Below are 19,569 nucleotides of genomic sequence, written 5' to 3' on the forward strand. Positions count from 1 at the left end.
CGGGGATGTTGAGTTTTGAAGGGGTTGAACCGCGCGTGTCGGGCTCCTCAGACGCGCCTTGCAGGGGTGAAAGGCAGCATCGGAAACCCGACACAGGAGGCAAGCCGCAAGGCTTACCAGTTCAATATATCAGACGCGACGACGCTTGGGCGGACGGCAGCCGTTGTGGGGCAGCGGCGTTACGTCGCGGATGGTAGTTACCTCAATGCCCACGTTCTGGATGGTACGGATAGCCGACTCACGGCCGGAACCAGGACCTTTCACGAACACTTCAGCCTTGCGCATGCCCAAATCATGAGCCACTTTGCCGGCATCCGTAGCTGCCATCTGAGCAGCATAAGGAGTGTTCTTCTTCGAACCGCGGAAGCCCATCTTACCAGCCGAAGCCCAGGAAATAACCTGGCCGTTCATATTGGTGATGGAAATGATGATGTTGTTGAAGGAGGCTTTGATGTGAACCTGACCTACCTGCTCAACCTGGACAACGCGCTTCTTGGCTTTGTCTTTTCTTTTTTGTGCCATTTGGTTATCGCAAAAAACTGCGGAAGGTGTTGACTCCGGTACCGTCCGCCGGCCCGGAGTCGATTTCCGCTAAACCTTATTTAGTAGCCTTCTTTTTACCAGCAACAGTCTTGCGCTTGCCCTTGCGGGTACGCGAGTTGTTCTTGGTGCGCTGTCCGCGAACGGGCAAGCCTTTCCGGTGACGCAGACCACGGTAGCAACCGATGTCCATGAGACGCTTGATGTTCAACTGCACTTCTGAGCGCAGAACACCTTCCGTCTTGAACTCGGCAGCAATGATGCTACGGATTTCACCGGCTTCAGCTTCCGTCCAGTCTTTCACCTTCTTGCTCAGGTCGATACCGGCCTTCGTAAGAATTTGTTGAGCGGAGGCACGACCAATGCCGAAAATGTAGGTCAGCGCGATTTCGCCGCGCTTGTTGTCTGGGATGTCTACCCCTGCAATACGAGCCATGTGCTTTTTTTAAAAAAGTCTGGTGCTGTTAACCCTGACGCTGCTTGTAGCGGGGGTTCTTTTTGTTGATAACGTAGAGTTTGCCTTTCCGGCGGATGATTTTGCAATCAACGCTACGCTTCTTGACGGACGCTTTAACTTTCATGTCGTCGGGTTATTTGTAACGGTACACAATTCGGCCCTTCGACAGATCGTAGGGCGACATTTCCAGCTTCACCTTATCTCCTGGCAGGATTTTGATGTAGTGCATTCGCATCTTGCCCGAAATGTGGGCAATCAGTTGGTGACCATTTTCCAGTTCCACGCGGAACATGGCATTGGAAAGGGCTTCCAGAATCACTCCGTCCTGTTCAATGGAGGTTTGTTTGGCCATAAGGCTACTGTAAGGCTTTTTCTATGTATTCGAAGGAAGTCAGAATTTCTGCCTTGTCCTTTCTTACTACAATGGTATGTTCAAAATGCGCCGAGGGCTTATGGTCTTTGGTGCGGATAGTCCAACCATCCTTTTCCTGAACCACCTGCTTAGTGCCGAGATTCACCATAGGCTCAATGGCAATTACCAGTCCCGTCTGCAGCTTTAACCCCGAACCACGTTTACCGTAGTTGGGGACTTCAGGCCGCTCGTGGAGCTTCTTGCCAATACCATGACCGACCAGCTCGCGAACCACTCCATAACCCTGCTTCTCAACATGGTTCTGAATGGCGTAGCTCACATCGCCCATCCGGTTGCCCGCCACTGCCTGTTCAATGCCCAGGTAAAGCGACTTTTTGGTTTCTTCCAGCAACTTCAGCACCTCCGGTGCCACCTCCCCGACTGGGTAGGTGTATGCGCTATCGGAATGATAGCCGTTTAACAGCACTCCGCAGTCAACCGAAATAACGTCCCCGCTTTTCAGCGTATAGTCGCCCGGAAAACCATGCACCACCACTGAGTTAGGTGATATGCAGAGGCTGTAAGGAAAATCGTTATAGCCTTTGAAAGAAGGTTGTCCGCCATGGTCCCGGATGAATTCCTCAGCCCGAGCATCAAGCTCGCGGGTGGTAATTCCTTCCTTTATCATGCCCGCAACTTCTCCGTGGGCCTGAGCCAGTACTTTCGCGCTGGCCCGGATAAGCTCAATTTCTTCTTCGGTCTTATAAAATATCATGACCGAATTAGGAAGCCATGGCAATGTCCTGCGTACGCCCGCGAACTTTGCCCGATTTCATCATGCCATCGTAGTGGCGCATCAACAGGTAGCTCTCCACCTGATTTAGCGTATCCAATACTACCCCTACCATAATGATCAGGGAAGTACCACCGTAGAAAGCCGAGAAGGGACGAGTTACGCCAAGTAGCAAAGCGAAGGCCGGGAAAATGGCAATCAAAGCCAGAGCCAAAGCACCGGGCAGCGTGATACGCGTCAGAATCTCATCAATGTGCTCGGAGGTATCATTACCAGGTTTTACACCGGGAACAAAACCGCCGCTACGCTTCAGATCATCCGCAATCTGATTAGGGTTTACACTGATGGCCGTATAGAAATACGTGAACAACAGAATCAACACTCCAAACACCAGATTGTACTGCCAGGAAGTATAGTCCGAGAATTTCACTCCGATATAGCTGGCCATGTCACTATCATTCTGCCATACCGAGGCCACAATAGCCGGCACGAACATCAATGACTGCGCAAAGATGATGGGCATAACGCCGGCTGCATTCACCTTCATGGGAATGAACTGACGCTGTGCATTCAACTGGGTAGTGCCACCGATTTGCTTGGCATACTGCACCGGAATCCGGCGTACAGCCTGCGTGAGCACAATCACCAGCATTACTACAAAGAACAGAACAACCAGCTCCAGCAGGAAAATAAGGGCGCCGTTGATGCCTTTAGCAGCAGCTTCACCGATAATAGCTCCTGGGAAGCGCGATACAATCCCGATCATAATGATCATGGAAATACCATTGCCTATTCCCTTATCCGTGATTTTCTCACCCAGCCACATGCAGAAGAGCGTGCCGGCTGTGATGATAATCATCGTGGATACCGTAAACAGTACCCCCGGATTCATAATTGCTTCAGCGTTAATGGTGGCGATGAAGCCAACCGATTGAGCTAACACAATTGGAATAGTAAGGATACGCGTATACTGGTTGATTTTCTTACGGCCTGATTCACCCTCTTTCTGGAGCTTCTGGAAGTAAGGCACGGCAATCGTGAGCAGCTGCAACACGATGGAAGCCGAGATATACGGCATGATGCCCAGGGCGAAGATCGAAGCGTGGCTAAAAGCACCGCCGAGCAACGTATCCAGAATACCGAACAGTCCTTGTGCGCCTTGCTTCAACCGGTTTGGATCTACACCGGGCAGCACCACGTAAGAACCCAGCCGATAGATGGCAATGAAAAAAAGCGTATTGAGAATCCGCGTACGCAGATCCTCAATAGCAAAGATGTTCTTAATCGTGGTGATGAACTTGTTCATTGCCAACTAGACTTACAGAGTCACGGCTTTACCACCTGCTTTCTCAATGGCTTCAATAGCCGACTTCGAGAAGGCGTGGGCATGTACTTCCAGCGCTTTGGTGATTTCACCGCGGCCCAGGATTTTCACTTTGGCGTTTTTCGACACCAGACCAGCATTCACAAAGAATGCATTGTCCAGCGTAGTAGTAGCGCCATTTTCGGTCAAAGTAGCCAGTACATCAAGGTTGATGCCTTTGTACTCAACACGGTTGATGTTCTTGAAGCCGAACTTAGGGATCCGACGCTGCAGAGGCATCTGACCACCTTCGAAGCCTGACTTTTTAGAGTAGCCCGAGCGGGATTTGGCACCTTTGTGACCGCGCGTTGAAGTGCCGCCACGGCCGGAACCCGTACCACGACCTACGCGCTTTTCATTGCGGGTAGCGCCTGCGGCGGGTTGGAGATTGCTGAGATTCATGGTCGGGATATTCCTAGAGTTCAGTTACTTCTAACAAGTGCTTCACGGCATTCACCATACCAGCTACCTGAGGAGTGTTTTCTACTTCTTTGGTGCTGCCGATTTTGCCGAGGCCGAGAGCCTGCACCGTGCGCTTCTGCCGCTCGGGGCGGTCAATAACGCTTTTCACGAGTTTGATATGGATCTGCGCCATCTGCTTAGCCGTTAAAAACTTTAGAGAGGCTGATACCACGTGCCTGAGCAATTTGCAGCGGGTCGCGCATTTTCAGCAAGGCGTCGAAAGTAGCTTTCACTACGTTGTGGGGGTTCGAGGAGCCTTTCGACTTAGCCAGTACGTCTTTGATACCAGCGCTTTCAAACACGGCACGCATGGCACCACCGGCAATTACACCCGTACCAGCTGCAGCTGGCTGAACCAGCACATAACCACCGGAGTATTTACCTTCCATCACGTGAGGAACAGTGTGCTTGTACAGCGGCACTTTCACCAGGTTCTTCTTTGCGTCGTCAATGCCTTTGGCAATGGCGTCGGTTACTTCGTTGGCTTTGCCGAGGCCGAAACCTACGGTGCCGTTGCCGTCACCTACTACCACAATGGCCGAGAAGCTAAAGCGACGACCACCTTTTACTACTTTGGCTACGCGGTTGATAGCAACCACTTTTTCTTTCAGGTCGGAATCGCCAGTGCGCGACTGCTCCGCGTTACGGTCGTTGCCGCGACGGTCATTGCCACCACCACGACGGTCATTGCCACCGCCACGGTTATCGCCGCTACCACCACGAGGGCCGTTGTTAAATTCTGCCATGATGATTTAGAAATTGAGGCCGCCTTCGCGGGCTCCTTCTGCCAATGATTTTACGCGGCCGTGGTAGAGATAACCGGAACGGTCAAATACCACTTTCGAAATTCCTTTTCCTGTAGCACGGGCGGCAAGTTCTTTGCCGACTGCGGCAGCGAGGGCGACTCCGTTGCCCCCTTCCACCGAAACGTGCTTCGAGGAAGCAGACGCCAGCGTGTTCCCTGTGGTGTCGTCAATAATCTGGGCATAAATACCCGTATTGCTGCGAAACACCGACAGACGCGGGCGCTCGGACGTGCCAGCCACCTTAGTGCGGATGATGCGCTGGATCCGTTTTCTTCTAGTTGCTTTATCGAAAGCCATGGTGTGATGTTATTTCGAAGCTGTTTTACCAGCCTTACGACGAATTTGCTCACCCACGAAGCGCACGCCTTTGCCTTTGTAGGGCTCAACTTTGCGCAACGAGCGAATCTTTGCGGCCACCTGGCCCAGCAGTTGCTTATCAATGCTGGTTAGGGTAACGATAGGGTTTTTACCTTTCTCGGTGAGGGCAGTTGCAGTAACTTCTTTAGGCAGCGCCAGGAAGATGTTGTGCGAATAACCCAGTGACAGCTCCAGGGTAGTACCAGCCATAGTGGCCTTGTAACCTACACCTACCAGCTCCAGCTTCACTTCCAGGCCCTGACCAACACCGCTAACGGCATTGTTCAGCAGTGAACGGTACAGACCGTGCATTGCTTTGTGGCGTTTCTGTTCAGTTGGGCGGGTCACTACCAGCTGGCCGTCTTCGGTAGCTACGGTAATGTCGCGGTCAACCGGAACGATGAGGGTACCTTTCGGGCCCTTCACGGTAACCGTGTTTTCGTTGCTCACTTCAATCTGCACGTTGTCGGGCAGGCTGATGGGCAGTTTACCAATGCGTGACATAGTCTCGTTTTCCTTTCAGATTAGTAGACGTAGCACAGCACTTCGCCGCCCACGTTCTCGGCTTTCGCCTCTTTTTCCGTCATCACACCTTTCGACGTCGACAGAATTGCAATACCCAGACCGCTGAGTACACGCGGCAGGTTTTCTACGTGAGCGTACTTACGCAGACCAGGTGAGCTTACGCGCTCCAGCTTGGTAATAGCGGGCTGCTTGGTGGCAGGATTGTACTTCAGCGCAATCTTGATTGTGCCTTGTACTGCTGCATCATCAAAACGGTAGCTCTGAATGTACCCTTTGTGGTAGAGTACCTTCGTGATTTCCTTTTTGATCTTGCTGGCCGGAATCTCCACTACCCGGTGGTTTGCCTTGATGGCATTGCGAACCCGGGTCAGGTAGTCGGCAATTGGATCTGTATTCATTGGGATGTCGAAATGAAGCGCCCTTTTTTAGGGAGCCGCAAAGATATGAAAATTTCGTCGCCACGGAAAGCGGCGACGAAATTTTCGGTTAAGACTTCTTGACTCGGCTTTCGGGGCTCGGTCAATGGTTTCTCTCGGCAACCTGCCAAGTTAGAGGATGCGGTATAGAGGCTATACCGGCATCTTCTGGTAATTTACCAGCTGGATTTCGTTACGCCGGGGATTTTACCCGCCAAAGCCATTTCGCGGAAACGCACACGGCTAATGCCGAACTTGCGCATATAACCACGAGGGCGGCCGTCAATTTTGTCGCGGTTGTGCAGACGCACGGGCGAGGCATTGCGGGGCAGTTTGTCCAGGCCTTCGAAGTCGCCAGCGGCTTTCAGAGCCTTGCGCTTCTCAGCATAACGAGCTACGGTAGCAATACGCTTCCGCTCCCGTGCTTTCATCGATTCCTTAGCCATTGTTTTGTTTCTTGGCGTTAGCGAACGGCATTCCGAAAGCTTTCAGCAGCTCGTAGCTCTGCTCATCGTTTTCGGCCGTCGTTACGAAGGTAATATCCATACCCGAAATCGACTTGATCTTATCGATCGAAATTTCTGGGAAGATGATTTGCTCCTTGATGCCCAGGGTGTAGTTACCGCGGCCATCGAAGCCTTTATCGTTGATGCCTTTGAAGTCACGCACGCGGGGCAGAGCCACCGTGAGCAGACGGTCCATGAATTCATACATCTGCTCGCCGCGCAGGGTAACGCGGGCGCCGATGGGCATGCCTTCACGGAGTTTGAAGTTCGACACCGAGCGCTTGGCAATGGTAGGAACGGCTTTCTGACCTGCAATGGTCGTCAGCTCATCCACGCCATTATCAACCAGTTTCTTATCGGCAACTGCTGCGCCGATACCGCGGTTGATGCAGATCTTGGTGATGCGTGGTACCTGCATGATGCTCTTGAACTGGAATTGTTCCTGGAGCGCGGGTACTACTTCTTTGAGATAAATGTCTTTGAGTCGAGCCATTGTCGTCGTACCGGATTAGGCGTTTTTCGAGTCAATTGCTTTCACGTTGCTCACGTGAATGCCAGCTTCGATCTTGGTGATGCCGCCCTGGGGGTTCTTCGCACTGGGTTTGTTGTGCTTGGTAACCAGGTTGAGGCCTTCCACGATAACACGTTGCGTCGAGCGGTTTACCGACTTAATTACGCCGGTTTTGCCTTTCTCGTCGCCGGCAATTACCTGTACGGTATCACCGGTTTTCACGTGTAGTTTCGCGGGCGCTGCTTTCGTTTTCGTTGCCATTGCTTAGAGAACTTCAGGAGCCAGCGAAACGATCTTCATGAACTGCTTCTCGCGGAGTTCACGGGCCACTGGGCCGAAGATGCGGGTACCGCGGGGCTCGTCGTTATTGTTGAGCAGAACAGCAGCGTTATCGTCGAAGCGGATATAAGAACCGTCCTTACGACGGATTTCCTTCTTCGTGCGCACTACTACTGCCTTGGATACAGTGCCTTTTTTAGCATTGCCAGACGGAATAGCCGATTTGATCGAAACCACGATCTTATCGCCTACGCTAGCGTACTTTTTACCCGTGCCACCGAGGACACGGATGCAGAGCACTTCTTTGGCGCCGCTGTTATCAGCGACGGTCAGACGGGATTCTTGCTGGATCATCTTACTTAGCGCGCTCTAGAATTTCTACCAGTCTCCACCGCTTGCTCTTGCTTAGCGGACGGGTCGCCATAATGCGAACCGTATCGCCTTCGCCGCATTCGTTGTTCTCGTCGTGGGCCATGAATTTGGTCGACTTGGTAACGAACTTGCCGTAGATGGGGTGTTTCATTTTGCTTTCCACTACAACCGTGATGGACTTGTCCATCTTGGAGGAGGAAACGCGCCCGATGATTTCTTTACGCAGGTTGCGCTCGGGTGCGCTGGTCGTTGCCTGCTGTGCTTCGTTGCTTGCCATCGTTATTTAGCAGTTTGGGTTGCCTGCTCGTTCTCGCGACGGTTGAGCTCGGTTTGCAGACGGGCTACGTTCTTGCGGCTATGCTTCAGGCGAACCGGATTTTCCAGGGGCGAAATAGCGTGCGCGAAGCGCAGCGTCTGGCCATTGGTTTGTTCGGTCTTGATTTGCGCTTTCAGGTCTTCCAGTGAAAGGGCGCGGATATCGGCGTTCTTCATCTTACTTGCTTTCTTCGTAGTCGCGACGAACAACAAATTGAGTCTTAACCGGCAGCTTCTGCGCGGCGAGACGCAGCGACTCCTGTGCTACTTCCAGCGAAACACCGTCCGACTCGAACATGATGGTGCCAGGCTTTACTACGGCTACCCAATACTCGGGCGAGCCTTTGCCTTTACCCATACGTACCTCTGCAGGCTTCTTGGTAATTGGCTTGTCAGGGAAAATGCGGATCCACACTTGACCTTCGCGTTTCATGGCACGGGTCATGGCGATACGGGCTGCCTCAATCTGGCGAGCCGTAATCCATGCCTGTTCCAGGGATTTAATAGCGAAGGAACCGAAGTCTATGGAGCTGCCGCGGTAGGCTAGGCCATGCACGCGACCCTTTTGCATCTTGCGATACTTGGTCCTTTTCGGCTGTAACATGATTTATCTTGAATTGAAATTCGAAAGAAGGGAAAAGGACTAGCGACGCGGAGCGCCGCCACCACGGTTCTGGCCGCCTTGGCCACCAGGGCCGCCGGCACCTGGACCACCACGGCGCTGTCCACCACCGCCCTGACCACCACGGTTGTCACCGCCACGGTCATTACGGTCGCGGCGCGGGCCACGGTCGCCGCCACGGTCACCACGCTCACCGCGTGGGCCACGGTCGTTGCGACCTTCGCCACCAGCGGGGCTGGTAGGCTGCTGGTTGGGCGAGAGGTCGGGCTTGCCGAACACTTCACCACGCATGATCCACACCTTGATGCCGATTTTACCATACACGGTCTGAGCTTCAGATAGGGCATAGTCGATATCAGCACGCAGGGTGTGCAGCGGGGTACGGCCTTCTTTGTATTGCTCGGAGCGGGCAATTTCAGCACCACCCAGACGACCACCGCACTGAATCTTGATGCCTTCGGCACCAACGCGCATAGCAGCCTGAATAGACATCTTCATTGCACGGCGGAACGAGATACGAGCCTGCAGCTGCTGAGCAATGCTCTCACCTACCAATTTGGCGTCGAGTTCCGGACGCTTAATTTCGAAGATGTTGATCTGAACGTCTTTGCCGGTAATCTGCTTCAGCTCGTCCTTGATCTTATCAACCTCTGCACCGCCTTTACCAATTACCACACCCGGACGAGCCGTGTTGATGGTGATGGTGACGCGCTTCAGAGTACGCTCAATCACGATGCGGCTAATGCCACCCTTCGGGATACGAGCCATGATGTATTTGCGGATCTTTTCGTCCTCAACCAGCTTGTCGGCAAAGTCCTTACCGCCGTACCAGTTCGAGTCCCACCCTTTAATGACGCCCAAACGGAAGCCAACCGGATTTACTTTCTGTCCCATAGTGCTTATGCGGTGGCTTCTGCCTTGGTTTCAGTGGTTTTTTTCGAGGAGCTACGACGCGTAGTCTTGGCTTTGCCTTCCGTTGCGGTAGCAGCGGCGGGCTTTTTCTCAGCAGCCTTCTCAGCAGCAGCTTTGCTACCCAGTGGTTCTACTTTCGTGTCAATGATCAGCGTCACGTGGTTGCTACGCTTGCGGATGCGGTGGCCACGACCCTGAGGGGCGGGGCGCAGACGCTTCAGCTGGCGACCTTCATCCACGAAGATTTCCTTGATGTAGAGGTTAGCGTCCTCGATGCGCTCATCCTCGTTCTTCTGCTGCCAGTTGGCCAGAGCCGACAGGAGCAGTTTCTCGATTCTTTCAGCACCCGAGTTAGCCTCGAACTTCAGCAAGCCCAGGGCGCGCGTCACTTTCTGACCGCGGACCATGTTGGCTACCATGCGCATCTTGCGAGGCGAGGTAGGCACATTACGGAGTTTAGCAGTAGCTTCCATATTAGCGCTTGCCTTTATCTTTCTTGGCTATATGACCACGGAAGTTCCGGGTTGGGGCAAACTCACCGAGTTTGTGACCTACCATGTTCTCCGTTACATACACCGGGATGAACTTATTGCCGTTGTGAACAGCGAAGGTGTGGCCAACGAAGTCCGGAGAAATCATCGAGCGGCGAGACCAGGTCTTCACCACCGACTTTTTGCCGGAATCCTCCATTGCCGTTACTTTCTTCTCGAGCCGGAAGTCAATGTACGGCCCTTTTTTTAGCGAACGTGCCATTGCTTACTTCTTGCCTTTACGGTTAACGATGAGCTGCTCAGAGTACTTGTTCTTGTTACGCGTCTTCTGACCCTTAGAGAAGATGCCGTTGCGGCTGCGTGGGTGACCACCCGACGACTTGCCTTCGCCACCACCCATTGGGTGATCCACGGGGTTCATAGCAACACCACGAACACGCGGACGACGACCCAACCAACGGTTACGACCGGCTTTGCCGAGACGTACGTTCATGTGGTCACCATTCGAAACGGTACCAACGGTAGCCATGCAGGTTACCAGTACCATGCGCATCTCGCCGGAAGGCAATTTCAGCGTGGCATACTTGTCTTCGCGGGCTACCAGCTGAGCGTAGGTTCCGGCCGAGCGAGCCATGGCAGCACCACTACCGGGCATCAGCTCGATGTTGTGTACAATGGTACCCAGTGGAATTTCGCGCAGGGGAAGGGCATTGCCTACCTCTGGCGCTACGCCGGTGCCGGAAACTACCACCGCATCAACCTGCAGACCAGCGGGCGCAATGATATAGCGCTTTTCGCCGTCGGCGTAGTTGAGCAGGGCAATACGCGCCGTGCGGTTAGGATCGTACTCAATCGTCTTCACCGTGGCTGGAACACCAGCTTTATCACGCTTGAAGTCGATTACACGATACTTCTGTTTGTGACCACCGCCGATATAGCGGTTCGTCATTTTACCCGCTCCATTGCGGCCACCGGATTTTTTCAGGGGTGCCAACAGCGACTTCTCCGGCGTCGACGTGGTTACCTCGTCGAAGGCCGGGGCGATGCGGAAGCGCTGACCCGGTGATGTTGGTCTTAGTTTTTTGAGTGCCATTACTCTAGCTTAGATAATGCTCTTTGCGGAAAAGATGGGCTTAGATACCGTTGTAGAAGTCGATAACGTCGCCTTCTTTCACGGTTACCACGGCCTTCTTGCCGTGCGGACGACGGCCAGTTACCTGACCGGTCTTCGTGGATTTGGACTTGAGCTTGCCGTTGGTGCGGATCGTGCTGATGCCGGTTACCGTTACGCCGTAGATTTGCTCAATCTCCTTTTTGATCTGAACCTTGTTGGCAGTGCGCTCCACTTCGAAAACGTACTGGCCTTTTTCGTTCAGGCCCGTGGCCTTCTCGGTCACGATGGGTTTTTTCAGCGTGCTCATTATTCTGCGGAGGTATAGAGTTGTTCCAGCGACTTCAGGCCGGCCTCCGACAGCAGCAGCGTGTCAGTGTTCAGCAGGTCGTGCGTGTTCAGCGCTACGGGCGTTGCTACGGTCACTTTCTGAATGTTGCGAGCCGACAGCACCACGTTCTTGTCTACTTCACCGGTTACCAGAAGGGTCTTTTTGCCGTTGTTCAGCTTCAGATCGTTCAGGATGTTCAGGAAGTCTTTGGTTTTGGGAGCATCGAGTACGATGTTCTCCACCAGCGCTACTTTACCATCTTTCGCCAAGCTTGAGAGAGCCGACAGACGGGCAAGACGCTTGGTCTTTTTGTTGAGCTTGAAGCCGTAGTCACGGGGCTCAGGACCGAATACACGACCACCACCGATGAAAACCGGCGACTTCATGCTGCCGGCGCGGGCACCGCCCGTACCTTTTTGTTTCTTGAGCTTCTTCGTGGTGCCTTGCACCTCGTTGCGCTGCTTCGACTTGTGCGTGCCCTGGCGCTGGTTTGCCAGGTACTGCTTCACGTCGAGGTACATCACGTGCTCATTCGGCTCGAGGCCGAAGATGGCGTCGGACAGGGTAACCTTGCGGCCAGTGTCTTCGCCTTTGATGTTATATACTGACAGTTCCATCTCGCGTTATTTTTCCAGGACCACGTAAGAGTTCTTGGCACCGGGAATCGAACCGCTTACTACGATTAGGTTCTTGTCGGCTACCACGCGCATCACCTTCAGGTTTTGCACTTTCACACGGTCACCGCCCATCCGGCCAGCCATGCGCATTCCTTTGAATACGCGGGAAGGCCAGGAGCACGCACCGATAGAACCTGGGTGACGCAGACGGTTGTGCTGACCGTGGGTTTGACCACCCACACCAGCAAAGTTGTAGCGCTTTACTACACCCTGGAAACCTTTACCTTTTGAGGTACCAACTACGTCTACAAACTCGCCTTCCTCGAAGAGGGTAGCGTCGATGGTAGCGCCAGCGGCATAGGTAGACTCCGCTGCAAGGCGAAATTCAACCAGCTTTCTTTTAGGAGTAGTACCGGCTTTGGCAAAGTGGCCAGCCAGTGCTTTGGTAGTGTTTTTGGCTTTTTTCTCGCCATAACCTACCTGAACGGCCGTGTAGCCGTCCTTTTCGATTGTCTTAACCTGCGTCACTACGCACGGACCCGCTTCAATGAGCGTGCAGGGAATATTCTTCCCGTCCGGAGTGAAGAGGCTTGTCATACCGATTTTTTTACCGATGATGCCAGGCATTCTATTGGGGTTTATAAAAAGACACAGCGAAAACACCCGAGCGGCGTTTTCGGAAAGGGAGTGCAAAGCTAGGGAATTGTTACGTCATAATCCAACCCCATTCTGAAATATTTTCAGAACCACCTAGTTAGCCTTTGTAAACCGCACATTTTACGGGCGTATACTTTGGGTCGAAGCCAGCCAATTGTCCGCGAAACAGCGCGAAGAACAACTGCTTTAAACGGGACGCCAGGTCAGATCAGATTCGGAAGGTTTTTCCTGGCCATTCAGGGCCAGCAACAGGAAGATCAGGGTGAAATTAAGCCCTACTTGTAGCTCCAGTGGATATTCTACCAGAAAAGACAACGTCACAATCAGATAATGACTAAGCAGCAGGGGTGCCTGCCGCGGCCATACCCGTATGCCCGGAAAATAGAAAAGTACGGTAAAAAGCAGAATGCCAATCCCCCCAAATGCCACGAGGTTAAAAAGAAACTGGTTGTGCGGCAGTATGTATGCCTTGGGCGTTATCTGCGGAAAGCTGGCCTTGTATTCCCGCGCTATGGCCTGTTCCATATTGGCGCGCCCCACTCCTACCCACGGATGTTCCTCTACAATTTCCAGGGCCACTTTATAAGAGTATATTCTGCCTACCAGTGAATAGTTGTTCGCCGACCCGCTCTGCTCTACGCGGCCTACATCTTCCTGCGTATTCAAGAACTTGTTATGGAAGGTTGGCAGCACCGCATAGCTCAGCATCGGCAGAATCCACATCAAAGCAAACCCTAGCACCGCCAGCTTATACTTTCGCTCCCATAGCACTAAGGCTACTATAGCCAGGGCGGCCAGCACATAGAGCGTGAGCAAGCCACTGCGTACTGCCAGCATATGCTGATAGATAATTAGCAATACCACAACGGCCCATAACGGCTTGCGCCCTTTTGGCTGGACTGCCCTTTTCCAAAGCAGCATAACTCCAATAGCAATGGCATAGGTAACCATTAGGCTAAAGCGAATATGGTCCGGTACCGTAGGCATAATCTGCGACTGCAGATACATCTTATGAATCTGGGCCGTGTGCAGCAAATAATAACCCGTGCTACCTAAGGCGGATACCGTAACCAGCCCGATAAAAAACAGATAAAGCCCCCGCAGGTAGCGTCCGGGCAGCCCGGCCAGCAGCCAGAAAGCAAGGGGCAGCAGCAGAAATGGTGACTGCAGTAGAATACTCCGGGCAAACTCGTCCCAGTTTCCGGCTTGTGTCAGGACACCCCAAACTGCATGAATACCGAATACACCCATCAGGCTCCAGTACGCCGGGGTAAACCGGCTGCGGGAAACGCCTCTTTGCATGTAGGCATAGAAAATACTGGTAGCTACCAGCCCCATGATACCCAGGCTGGAAAGTACCCGAACGATATTGCCGGTAAAAAGCCCCAGTATGATACAGCCGCACCAGAAAACGGCCAGCAGTTGTAAGCGGTGTACAAGTGTCCCGGAAACTTTCACTGCATTCATACGGGGGACAGATACCGGCATGGGAAGATATAGCGCGGAGGCCCTCCTACTTTATGGCGAAGTTGGTTTCGCCCCATAAAGTTGGCAGGATAAAACGAAAACACCCCGCTGGTTTCGAAAAACCAACGGGGTGCTATTCTTAACTAGACCAGGAAATCGGTCCTCAGACTTTGATTTCAACGTCTACGCCGCTCGGCAGCTCCAGCTTCATCAGCGCATCTACGGTCTTCGACGACGTCGAGTAGATGTCAACGAGACGCTTGTAAGTGCACAGCTGGAACTGCTCGCGCGACTTCTTGTTCACGTGGGGCGAACGAAGAACGGTGAACTTCTCCTTATTAGTGGGCAGTGGAATGGGGCCGCTTACGATAGCGCCCGTAGCCTTCACCGCCTTCACGATCTTCTCCGACGATTTGTCCACCAGGTTGTGGTCGTAGGATTTCAGTTTGATGCGAATTTTCTGGTTCATGTCTGTAATCTGAAAGCGGATTAGCGGATGGCGTTACCTTTTTGCTTGGCAATGATTGCTTCAGCAAGGTTGGTCGGCACTTGGTCGTAGTGCGAGAACGTCAGCGAAGCGGAAGCACGGCCCGACGAGATGGTACGCAGCGTAGTTACGTAGCCGAACAGCTCCGACAGCGGAACGTCAGCCTTGATAACGTTAGCGCCACCTTTCGTGTCCATACCTTTCATGATACCACGACGACGGTTCAGGTCACCCGTTACCGAGCCGGTGTACTCATCAGGAGAAACTACTTCTACCGCCATGATGGGCTCGAGCAGTTTTGGACCAGCCTGCTTGCCGGCTTCCCGGAAACCACCACGGGCCGCGAGTTCGAACGACAGAGCGTCCGAGTCAACATCGTGGTAAGAACCGTAGTACAGACGTACACGCATGCCTTCGATGGGGAAGCCCGCCAACGGACCGTTCTTCATCGCTTCTTCGAAGCCCTTCTGAACTGGTGCGATGAATTCGCGGGGGATAACACCACCCGTGATGTCATTTACGAACTCCAGACCGGGTTTCTCCGGATCGGTCAGTTTCGGACCCAGTTCGAATACGATGTCACCGAATTTACCACGACCACCCGTCTGCTTCTTATAAGTTTCGCGATGCTCTACCGTTTTGGTGAGAATCTCCTTATAAGCTACCATGGGAGCACCCTGGTTGATTTCCACCTTGAACTCCCGACGCATACGGTCGATGATGATTTCCAGGTGAAGCTCGCCCATGCCTTTCAGTACGGTCTGGCCCGTCTCGGGGTCCGTCTGCACTACCAGCGTAGGATCTTCTTCCACGAGCTTGGCAATAGCCATACCCATCTTATCAACGTCGGCCTGAGTTTTAGGCTCAATGGCGTAACCGATAACGGGCTCGGGGAAGCTCATCGATTCCAGTACTACGCGCGACTTCTCGTCGGTCAGCGTATCACCGGTTTTGATGTCTTTGAAACCCACACCGGCAGCAATGTCACCGGCCTGAATCTTGTCGATGGGGTTCTGCTTGTTGGAGTGCATCTGCATCAGACGCGAGATACGCTCCTTCTTGTTCGTGCGGTTGTTATGCACGTACGAACCAGCATCCAGAACACCGCTGTAGCAACGGAAGAAGCACAGACGGCCTACGAAGGGGTCAGTAGCAATCTTGAAGGCCAGAGCAGTGAAAGGCTCGCTGTTATCGGGGTGACGCTCGATTTCCTCGCCGGTATCGGGGTTGGTACCGATGATGGGGGGCATATCCAGCGGCGAAGGCAGGTAGGCCATTACGCCATCCAGCATCGACTGCACACCTTTGTTTTTGAAAGCAGAGCCGCACATTACGGGCGAGAACTTCATGTCGATAACCGCCTGGCGGATAACGACCATCATTTCCTCACGCGTGATGGAGTCGGGGTTGTCAAAGAATTTCTCCAGCAGGGCGTCGTCATACTCGGCAACGCTTTCCACCAGCTTCTGACGCCACTCGGCTACGGTTTCTACCAGATCCTCGGGAACCGGGATTTCGTGGTACGATTTGCCCTGGGTTGCATCATCCCATACGATGGCCTTACCCGTCAGCAGGTCGACAACACCTTTGAAGGTATCTTCGGCACCAATCGGGATTTGCAGCGGTACAGGGTTAGCACCTAGCTTGTCCTTAATCTCGGCCACAGCCTTGAAGAAGTCAGCACCGGCACGGTCCATCTTGTTGACGAAGCAGATGCGGGGCACTTTGTACTTGTCAGCCTGACGCCAAACCGTCTCCGACTGAGGCTCTACACCCGATACGGCACAGAACAGGGCTACAGCACCGTCCAGTACGCGCAGCGAACGTTCCACTTCCACGGTGAAGTCAACGTGGCCGGGAGTGTCAATCAGGTTGATTTTATACTGCTTGGTGTCCGCCGTTGGGTCACCGTTAGCATCGGTTGGGTAGTTCCAGAACGTGGTGGTAGCAGCCGAAGTGATGGTGATACCCCGCTCCTGCTCTTGCTCCATCCAGTCCATCGTGGCAGCACCTTCGTGCACTTCCCCGATTTTGTGGGTCTTACCGGTATAGTAGAGAATACGCTCCGACGTGGTGGTTTTACCGGCGTCGATGTGCGCCATAATCCCGATATTCCGGAGGTATTGCAGATCTTTATTAACAGCCATGATTTTTATGAGGTCTTAGGAAGTAGGGCCTTAGGTCTTAGTAACGTATTTAGAACACTACTAAGTCCTAAGACCCTAACGCCTAATAACTGTTTAGAAACGGAAGTGCGAGAAGGCCTTGTTGGCTTCCGCCATCCGGTGCGTGTCGTCCTTTTTCTTCACGGCAGCACCTTCACCTTTGGCGGCGGCAATGATTTCGCCGGCCAGCTTGTCTTTCATGGTTTTCTCACCACGACGACGCGCATATTGAATCAGCCACTTAGAACCTACGGCGATACGACGGTCAGCGCGAACTTCGATTGGCACCTGGAAGGTAGCACCACCTACGCGGCGGCTCTTCACTTCTACAGTAGGCATAACGTTGTTCAGGGCTTTGCGCCACATTTCCAGGCCGCTTTCCTTGGTGCGCTGCTCTACTAGCTCGCAGGCATCATAAAAAATGGTGTAGGCCAGGTTTTTCTTCCCGTCATACATCATGTAGTTAACGAAGCGGGTTACCAGCGTCTCCTTGTACTTGGGGTCGGGCAGGAGAATACGCTTTTTTGGTTTTGACTTTCTCATGGGTTCAGATGTGAGTAGCGGTAGCCAGGAGTGGGATAAGAACCATATGCTATCCAGCACTTCGGACTACCACACTCGTCTCAATTACTTTTTCTTGCCAGGTGCTGGTTTGCCGCCTTTGCCTACAGGGGCTTGGCCCGGCTTCGGACGCTTAGCGCCGTATTTCGAACGACGCTGGAGACGGCCGTTTACACCGGCGGTGTCCAGAGCGCCACGGATGATGTGATAACGCACACCGGGAAGGTCTTTCACACGACCGCCACGAATCAGCACGATGCTGTGCTCCTGCAGGTTGTGGCCTTCACCAGGGATGTAGGCGTTAACTTCTTTGCCGTTCGTGAGGCGCACACGGGCCACTTTACGCATGGCCGAATTCGGCTTCTTAGGCGTGGTGGTGTACACACGGGTGCAAACGCCACGGCGCTGCGGGCACGAGTCAAGGGCCGGCGACTTTGACTTCGTCGTCAGCTTCTCGCGGCCTTTTCGTACTAATTGGTTAATGGTAGGCATCTACGGATTGGTTTGTCCAGGGGGGTTCGCTCCCAAAAAATTAGGCTTGCAAAGGTATAGACTTGCTTTTGAAATAGCAAACAGGTTGAATTAGTTAATTTTAGAAGAAGAAGCCGCATGAAAGCGGAACCCCGGCGGCCTAGTTCACCCTTGAATATAAGCCTGTTTCTGCGCGTGGTTCCCGAATTCATGATACAGCCAGCCTAGCCCCGGGAGGCAGAATCCAGCTTACAGGTCGAAGCTGGGTAAGCGCCAGCGGCGGCCCGTGGCCTTCCGGATAGCCCGCCGCCAACCGGGCAAGCGGCTATACGCCTGCTCCGACTTGTGCAAATCGGCTATATGCAGGCGGCTGGCCCGCGCATACAGCTCGTCATAGCTCTGGCCGGCGTACCGCTCAAACAACTCTATCAGCACGGGGCGCATGGCCTTCAGGTTCCAGTAGTGTACCAGGTAGCTTGCGGCTTCCCGCACCGGCTCGCCATCCACGGCAAAGCGCATGCTGAAGGCCAGCTGCTCCATCATGTGCTTGTTGTAAGCAGCGTACAGTTGTTCAGCCTGCTGCATTACCTCCGGCAGCAAGGCGGCATCCTCACTTTTAAACCCTAGAACACCGGAATTAAACAGCCGGGTGGTAGGCTGTATGCGGAGTGGAAGTCCGCCTATTCGGGTCTGAAAGTTTTTTAGGTGCCGGTACACTTTCCGGCTCAGCTCATTGCCCGTTGCCAGGGCGCCTTCATCCATATGCATGTAGCGTACTCCCCGGGCTATATCCCCGAAAATGGGAGTAGGGTCTTTTTGCCAGATGGTGTCGGTATCCAGAAAAAGCAGGTTGCCGGGGAAGTGGGCAGCGGCATGCTGCAGCACGCCTATTTTCAGCAGATACACTTTATTCACACTTCCTCGCCACTGCTGCCACTGCTCCTCTCCTATTTCCGGATAAAGTATATCGGCTGGTGAGCCTAATACTTTCCGGAAGCTGGCCGCATCATCGGTATAAATAACAATAATGGGGCGGGACGTTTCCGGGGAGTGGCGCGCCACCTGATAATAAGACAAAATGCTGTACAGCGCCTCACTTCGGATTCCGGCCGAACCATGGGAAAGGTAGATAAGGTAATTCTGCCGCTGACCTGGCGCTGAGGGATGTTGCATGAAAAAGCCGGTAGTAAGGAAAAGCCGACGCTCCTCCCCAGTGGAAGTGCGTCGGCTTTTATGCAAAAGACAAATCTGTTGTTACGCCTCGCCCATGGCGCCCCCAAAGTTCATGGGGTAGCTGGGCATATCGGGTTGCTGCTTAATGGTGCCATGCACTTGCTCAAACCGGTCAATATTATCCGATAGCGCCGCCAGCAGCCGCTTGGCGTGCTCGGGGGTGATGACAATACGCGCTTTTACTTTGGCTTTGGGCAAGCCCGGCATCAGGCGAATGAAATCAATGACGAACTCGCTGCTGCTGTGCGCAATCATGGCCAGATTAGCGTATTCGCCTTCGGCTATTTCTTCGGACAGCTCGATATTAATGGCGTTGGGGTCGTGGGGAATGTTCGCGTCTTGGGGGGGCTGATTCATAGCAGAATGGATAGGCCGCAGCAGGTGCATTCT

The 19,569-nt window shown here is 53.4% G+C and carries 31 protein-coding genes and 2 pseudogenes; all 33 read right to left on the reverse strand.

Features of this window, described 5'->3' with window-relative positions:
• Positions 1-129: 129 nt before the first annotated feature.
• The gene (rpsK, locus tag PK28_RS15490) at positions 130-522 is read right to left on the reverse strand and encodes a 30S ribosomal protein S11 (RefSeq protein ID WP_044515404.1); all 393 of its coding nucleotides are present in this window, start codon (positions 520-522) and stop codon (positions 130-132) included.
• 76 nt (positions 523-598) lie between these two features.
• Positions 599-976: a 30S ribosomal protein S13 gene (rpsM, locus tag PK28_RS15495; RefSeq protein ID WP_044515408.1), complete on the reverse strand. Its 378-nt coding sequence runs from the start codon at positions 974-976 to the stop codon at positions 599-601.
• A gap of 28 nt (positions 977-1,004) precedes the next feature.
• The gene (gene rpmJ / locus PK28_RS19965) at positions 1,005-1,121 is read right to left on the reverse strand and encodes a 50S ribosomal protein L36 (RefSeq protein WP_045688470.1); all 117 of its coding nucleotides are present in this window, start codon (positions 1,119-1,121) and stop codon (positions 1,005-1,007) included.
• Between the two features lie 9 nt (positions 1,122-1,130).
• The gene (gene infA / locus PK28_RS15500; RefSeq protein WP_022822146.1) at positions 1,131-1,349 is read right to left on the reverse strand and encodes a translation initiation factor IF-1; all 219 of its coding nucleotides are present in this window, start codon (positions 1,347-1,349) and stop codon (positions 1,131-1,133) included.
• 4 nt (positions 1,350-1,353) lie between these two features.
• Positions 1,354-2,124: a type I methionyl aminopeptidase gene (gene map, locus PK28_RS15505; RefSeq protein ID WP_044515419.1), complete on the reverse strand. Its 771-nt coding sequence runs from the start codon at positions 2,122-2,124 to the stop codon at positions 1,354-1,356.
• A gap of 7 nt (positions 2,125-2,131) precedes the next feature.
• On the reverse strand, positions 2,132-3,448 hold the full coding sequence (gene secY, locus PK28_RS15510) for a preprotein translocase subunit SecY (protein ID WP_044515423.1): 1,317 nt from the start codon (positions 3,446-3,448) through the stop codon (positions 2,132-2,134).
• A 12-nt stretch (positions 3,449-3,460) separates the two neighbouring features.
• Positions 3,461-3,907, reverse strand: coding sequence for a 50S ribosomal protein L15 (gene rplO, locus PK28_RS15515; RefSeq protein WP_044515424.1), 447 nt, complete (start codon positions 3,905-3,907; stop codon positions 3,461-3,463).
• A 13-nt stretch (positions 3,908-3,920) separates the two neighbouring features.
• Positions 3,921-4,100, reverse strand: a complete 180-nt coding sequence (gene rpmD, locus PK28_RS15520; protein WP_044515432.1) for a 50S ribosomal protein L30 — start codon at positions 4,098-4,100, stop codon at positions 3,921-3,923.
• A gap of 4 nt (positions 4,101-4,104) precedes the next feature.
• Positions 4,105-4,713, reverse strand: a complete 609-nt coding sequence (rpsE, locus tag PK28_RS15525) for a 30S ribosomal protein S5 (RefSeq protein WP_071885161.1) — start codon at positions 4,711-4,713, stop codon at positions 4,105-4,107.
• 6 nt (positions 4,714-4,719) lie between these two features.
• On the reverse strand, positions 4,720-5,070 hold the full coding sequence (gene rplR / locus PK28_RS20170) for a 50S ribosomal protein L18 (RefSeq protein ID WP_044515439.1): 351 nt from the start codon (positions 5,068-5,070) through the stop codon (positions 4,720-4,722).
• Positions 5,071-5,079: 9 nt separating this feature from the next.
• Positions 5,080-5,634: a 50S ribosomal protein L6 gene (gene rplF / locus PK28_RS20175; protein WP_044515441.1), complete on the reverse strand. Its 555-nt coding sequence runs from the start codon at positions 5,632-5,634 to the stop codon at positions 5,080-5,082.
• A 20-nt stretch (positions 5,635-5,654) separates the two neighbouring features.
• Positions 5,655-6,053, reverse strand: coding sequence for a 30S ribosomal protein S8 (gene rpsH, locus PK28_RS15540; RefSeq protein WP_044515446.1), 399 nt, complete (start codon positions 6,051-6,053; stop codon positions 5,655-5,657).
• Positions 6,054-6,247: 194 nt separating this feature from the next.
• On the reverse strand, positions 6,248-6,517 hold the full coding sequence (gene rpsN, locus PK28_RS15545) for a 30S ribosomal protein S14 (RefSeq protein WP_044515448.1): 270 nt from the start codon (positions 6,515-6,517) through the stop codon (positions 6,248-6,250).
• Positions 6,510-7,070, reverse strand: a complete 561-nt coding sequence (gene rplE, locus PK28_RS15550) for a 50S ribosomal protein L5 (protein ID WP_044515450.1) — start codon at positions 7,068-7,070, stop codon at positions 6,510-6,512. The genes rpsN and rplE overlap by 8 nt, the downstream gene beginning before the upstream one ends.
• Positions 7,071-7,094: 24 nt before the next feature.
• A pseudogene (rplX, locus tag PK28_RS20180) lies at positions 7,095-7,349 on the reverse strand (50S ribosomal protein L24); the annotation flags it as partial.
• Between the two features lie 3 nt (positions 7,350-7,352).
• Positions 7,353-7,721 carry a 50S ribosomal protein L14 gene (gene rplN / locus PK28_RS15560; RefSeq protein ID WP_044515455.1) on the reverse strand — a complete coding sequence of 123 codons (369 nt, stop codon included), beginning with the start codon at positions 7,719-7,721 and terminating at the stop codon, positions 7,353-7,355.
• A gap of 1 nt (position 7,722) precedes the next feature.
• Positions 7,723-8,016 carry a 30S ribosomal protein S17 gene (gene rpsQ / locus PK28_RS15565; RefSeq protein ID WP_044515456.1) on the reverse strand — a complete coding sequence of 98 codons (294 nt, stop codon included), beginning with the start codon at positions 8,014-8,016 and terminating at the stop codon, positions 7,723-7,725.
• A gap of 2 nt (positions 8,017-8,018) precedes the next feature.
• The gene (gene rpmC, locus PK28_RS15570) at positions 8,019-8,231 is read right to left on the reverse strand and encodes a 50S ribosomal protein L29 (protein ID WP_044515457.1); all 213 of its coding nucleotides are present in this window, start codon (positions 8,229-8,231) and stop codon (positions 8,019-8,021) included.
• Between the two features lies 1 nt (position 8,232).
• Positions 8,233-8,658, reverse strand: a complete 426-nt coding sequence (gene rplP / locus PK28_RS15575; protein ID WP_044515458.1) for a 50S ribosomal protein L16 — start codon at positions 8,656-8,658, stop codon at positions 8,233-8,235.
• A 39-nt stretch (positions 8,659-8,697) separates the two neighbouring features.
• Positions 8,698-9,570, reverse strand: coding sequence for a 30S ribosomal protein S3 (rpsC, locus tag PK28_RS15580; RefSeq protein ID WP_044515460.1), 873 nt, complete (start codon positions 9,568-9,570; stop codon positions 8,698-8,700).
• 155 nt (positions 9,571-9,725) lie between these two features.
• Positions 9,726-10,061 (reverse strand): annotated as a pseudogene (rplV, locus tag PK28_RS15585) (50S ribosomal protein L22); the annotation flags it as partial.
• A gap of 1 nt (position 10,062) precedes the next feature.
• Positions 10,063-10,341, reverse strand: a complete 279-nt coding sequence (gene rpsS / locus PK28_RS15590; RefSeq protein WP_044515463.1) for a 30S ribosomal protein S19 — start codon at positions 10,339-10,341, stop codon at positions 10,063-10,065.
• 3 nt (positions 10,342-10,344) lie between these two features.
• Complete coding sequence (gene rplB, locus PK28_RS15595) at positions 10,345-11,172, reverse strand: 50S ribosomal protein L2 (protein WP_044515466.1); 828 nt, start codon at positions 11,170-11,172, stop codon at positions 10,345-10,347.
• A 40-nt stretch (positions 11,173-11,212) separates the two neighbouring features.
• Positions 11,213-11,500: a 50S ribosomal protein L23 gene (gene rplW / locus PK28_RS15600; protein WP_044515468.1), complete on the reverse strand. Its 288-nt coding sequence runs from the start codon at positions 11,498-11,500 to the stop codon at positions 11,213-11,215.
• Positions 11,500-12,138 (reverse strand): 50S ribosomal protein L4, encoded by a 639-nt coding sequence (rplD, locus tag PK28_RS15605; protein WP_044515469.1) that lies wholly within the window; start codon positions 12,136-12,138, stop codon positions 11,500-11,502. Before rplD ends, rplW begins: the two co-directional genes overlap by 1 nt.
• Positions 12,139-12,144: 6 nt before the next feature.
• On the reverse strand, positions 12,145-12,765 hold the full coding sequence (gene rplC / locus PK28_RS15610) for a 50S ribosomal protein L3 (protein ID WP_044515475.1): 621 nt from the start codon (positions 12,763-12,765) through the stop codon (positions 12,145-12,147).
• 216 nt (positions 12,766-12,981) lie between these two features.
• The gene (locus PK28_RS15615) at positions 12,982-14,262 is read right to left on the reverse strand and encodes an O-antigen ligase family protein (protein ID WP_197070428.1); all 1,281 of its coding nucleotides are present in this window, start codon (positions 14,260-14,262) and stop codon (positions 12,982-12,984) included.
• Positions 14,263-14,425: 163 nt separating this feature from the next.
• Positions 14,426-14,731 carry a 30S ribosomal protein S10 gene (rpsJ, locus tag PK28_RS15620; RefSeq protein ID WP_044515480.1) on the reverse strand — a complete coding sequence of 102 codons (306 nt, stop codon included), beginning with the start codon at positions 14,729-14,731 and terminating at the stop codon, positions 14,426-14,428.
• A gap of 20 nt (positions 14,732-14,751) precedes the next feature.
• A complete protein-coding gene (fusA, locus tag PK28_RS15625; protein WP_044515482.1) occupies positions 14,752-16,896 on the reverse strand; it encodes an elongation factor G in 2,145 nt (714 codons plus the stop codon).
• A 93-nt stretch (positions 16,897-16,989) separates the two neighbouring features.
• Positions 16,990-17,457: a 30S ribosomal protein S7 gene (gene rpsG, locus PK28_RS15630; RefSeq protein ID WP_044515484.1), complete on the reverse strand. Its 468-nt coding sequence runs from the start codon at positions 17,455-17,457 to the stop codon at positions 16,990-16,992.
• A gap of 84 nt (positions 17,458-17,541) precedes the next feature.
• On the reverse strand, positions 17,542-17,967 hold the full coding sequence (rpsL, locus tag PK28_RS15635; RefSeq protein WP_044515487.1) for a 30S ribosomal protein S12: 426 nt from the start codon (positions 17,965-17,967) through the stop codon (positions 17,542-17,544).
• 228 nt (positions 17,968-18,195) lie between these two features.
• Entirely contained in the window at positions 18,196-19,119 is a 924-nt protein-coding gene (locus PK28_RS15640; protein WP_156126429.1) for a putative nucleotide-diphospho-sugar transferase, read from the reverse strand.
• Positions 19,120-19,200: 81 nt separating this feature from the next.
• The gene (locus PK28_RS15645; RefSeq protein ID WP_044517358.1) at positions 19,201-19,536 is read right to left on the reverse strand and encodes a DUF3467 domain-containing protein; all 336 of its coding nucleotides are present in this window, start codon (positions 19,534-19,536) and stop codon (positions 19,201-19,203) included.
• Positions 19,537-19,569: the final 33 nt, after the last annotated feature.

The organism is Hymenobacter sp. DG25B, from assembly GCF_000801315.1.
Classification (GTDB): Bacteria; Bacteroidota; Bacteroidia; order Cytophagales; family Hymenobacteraceae; genus Hymenobacter.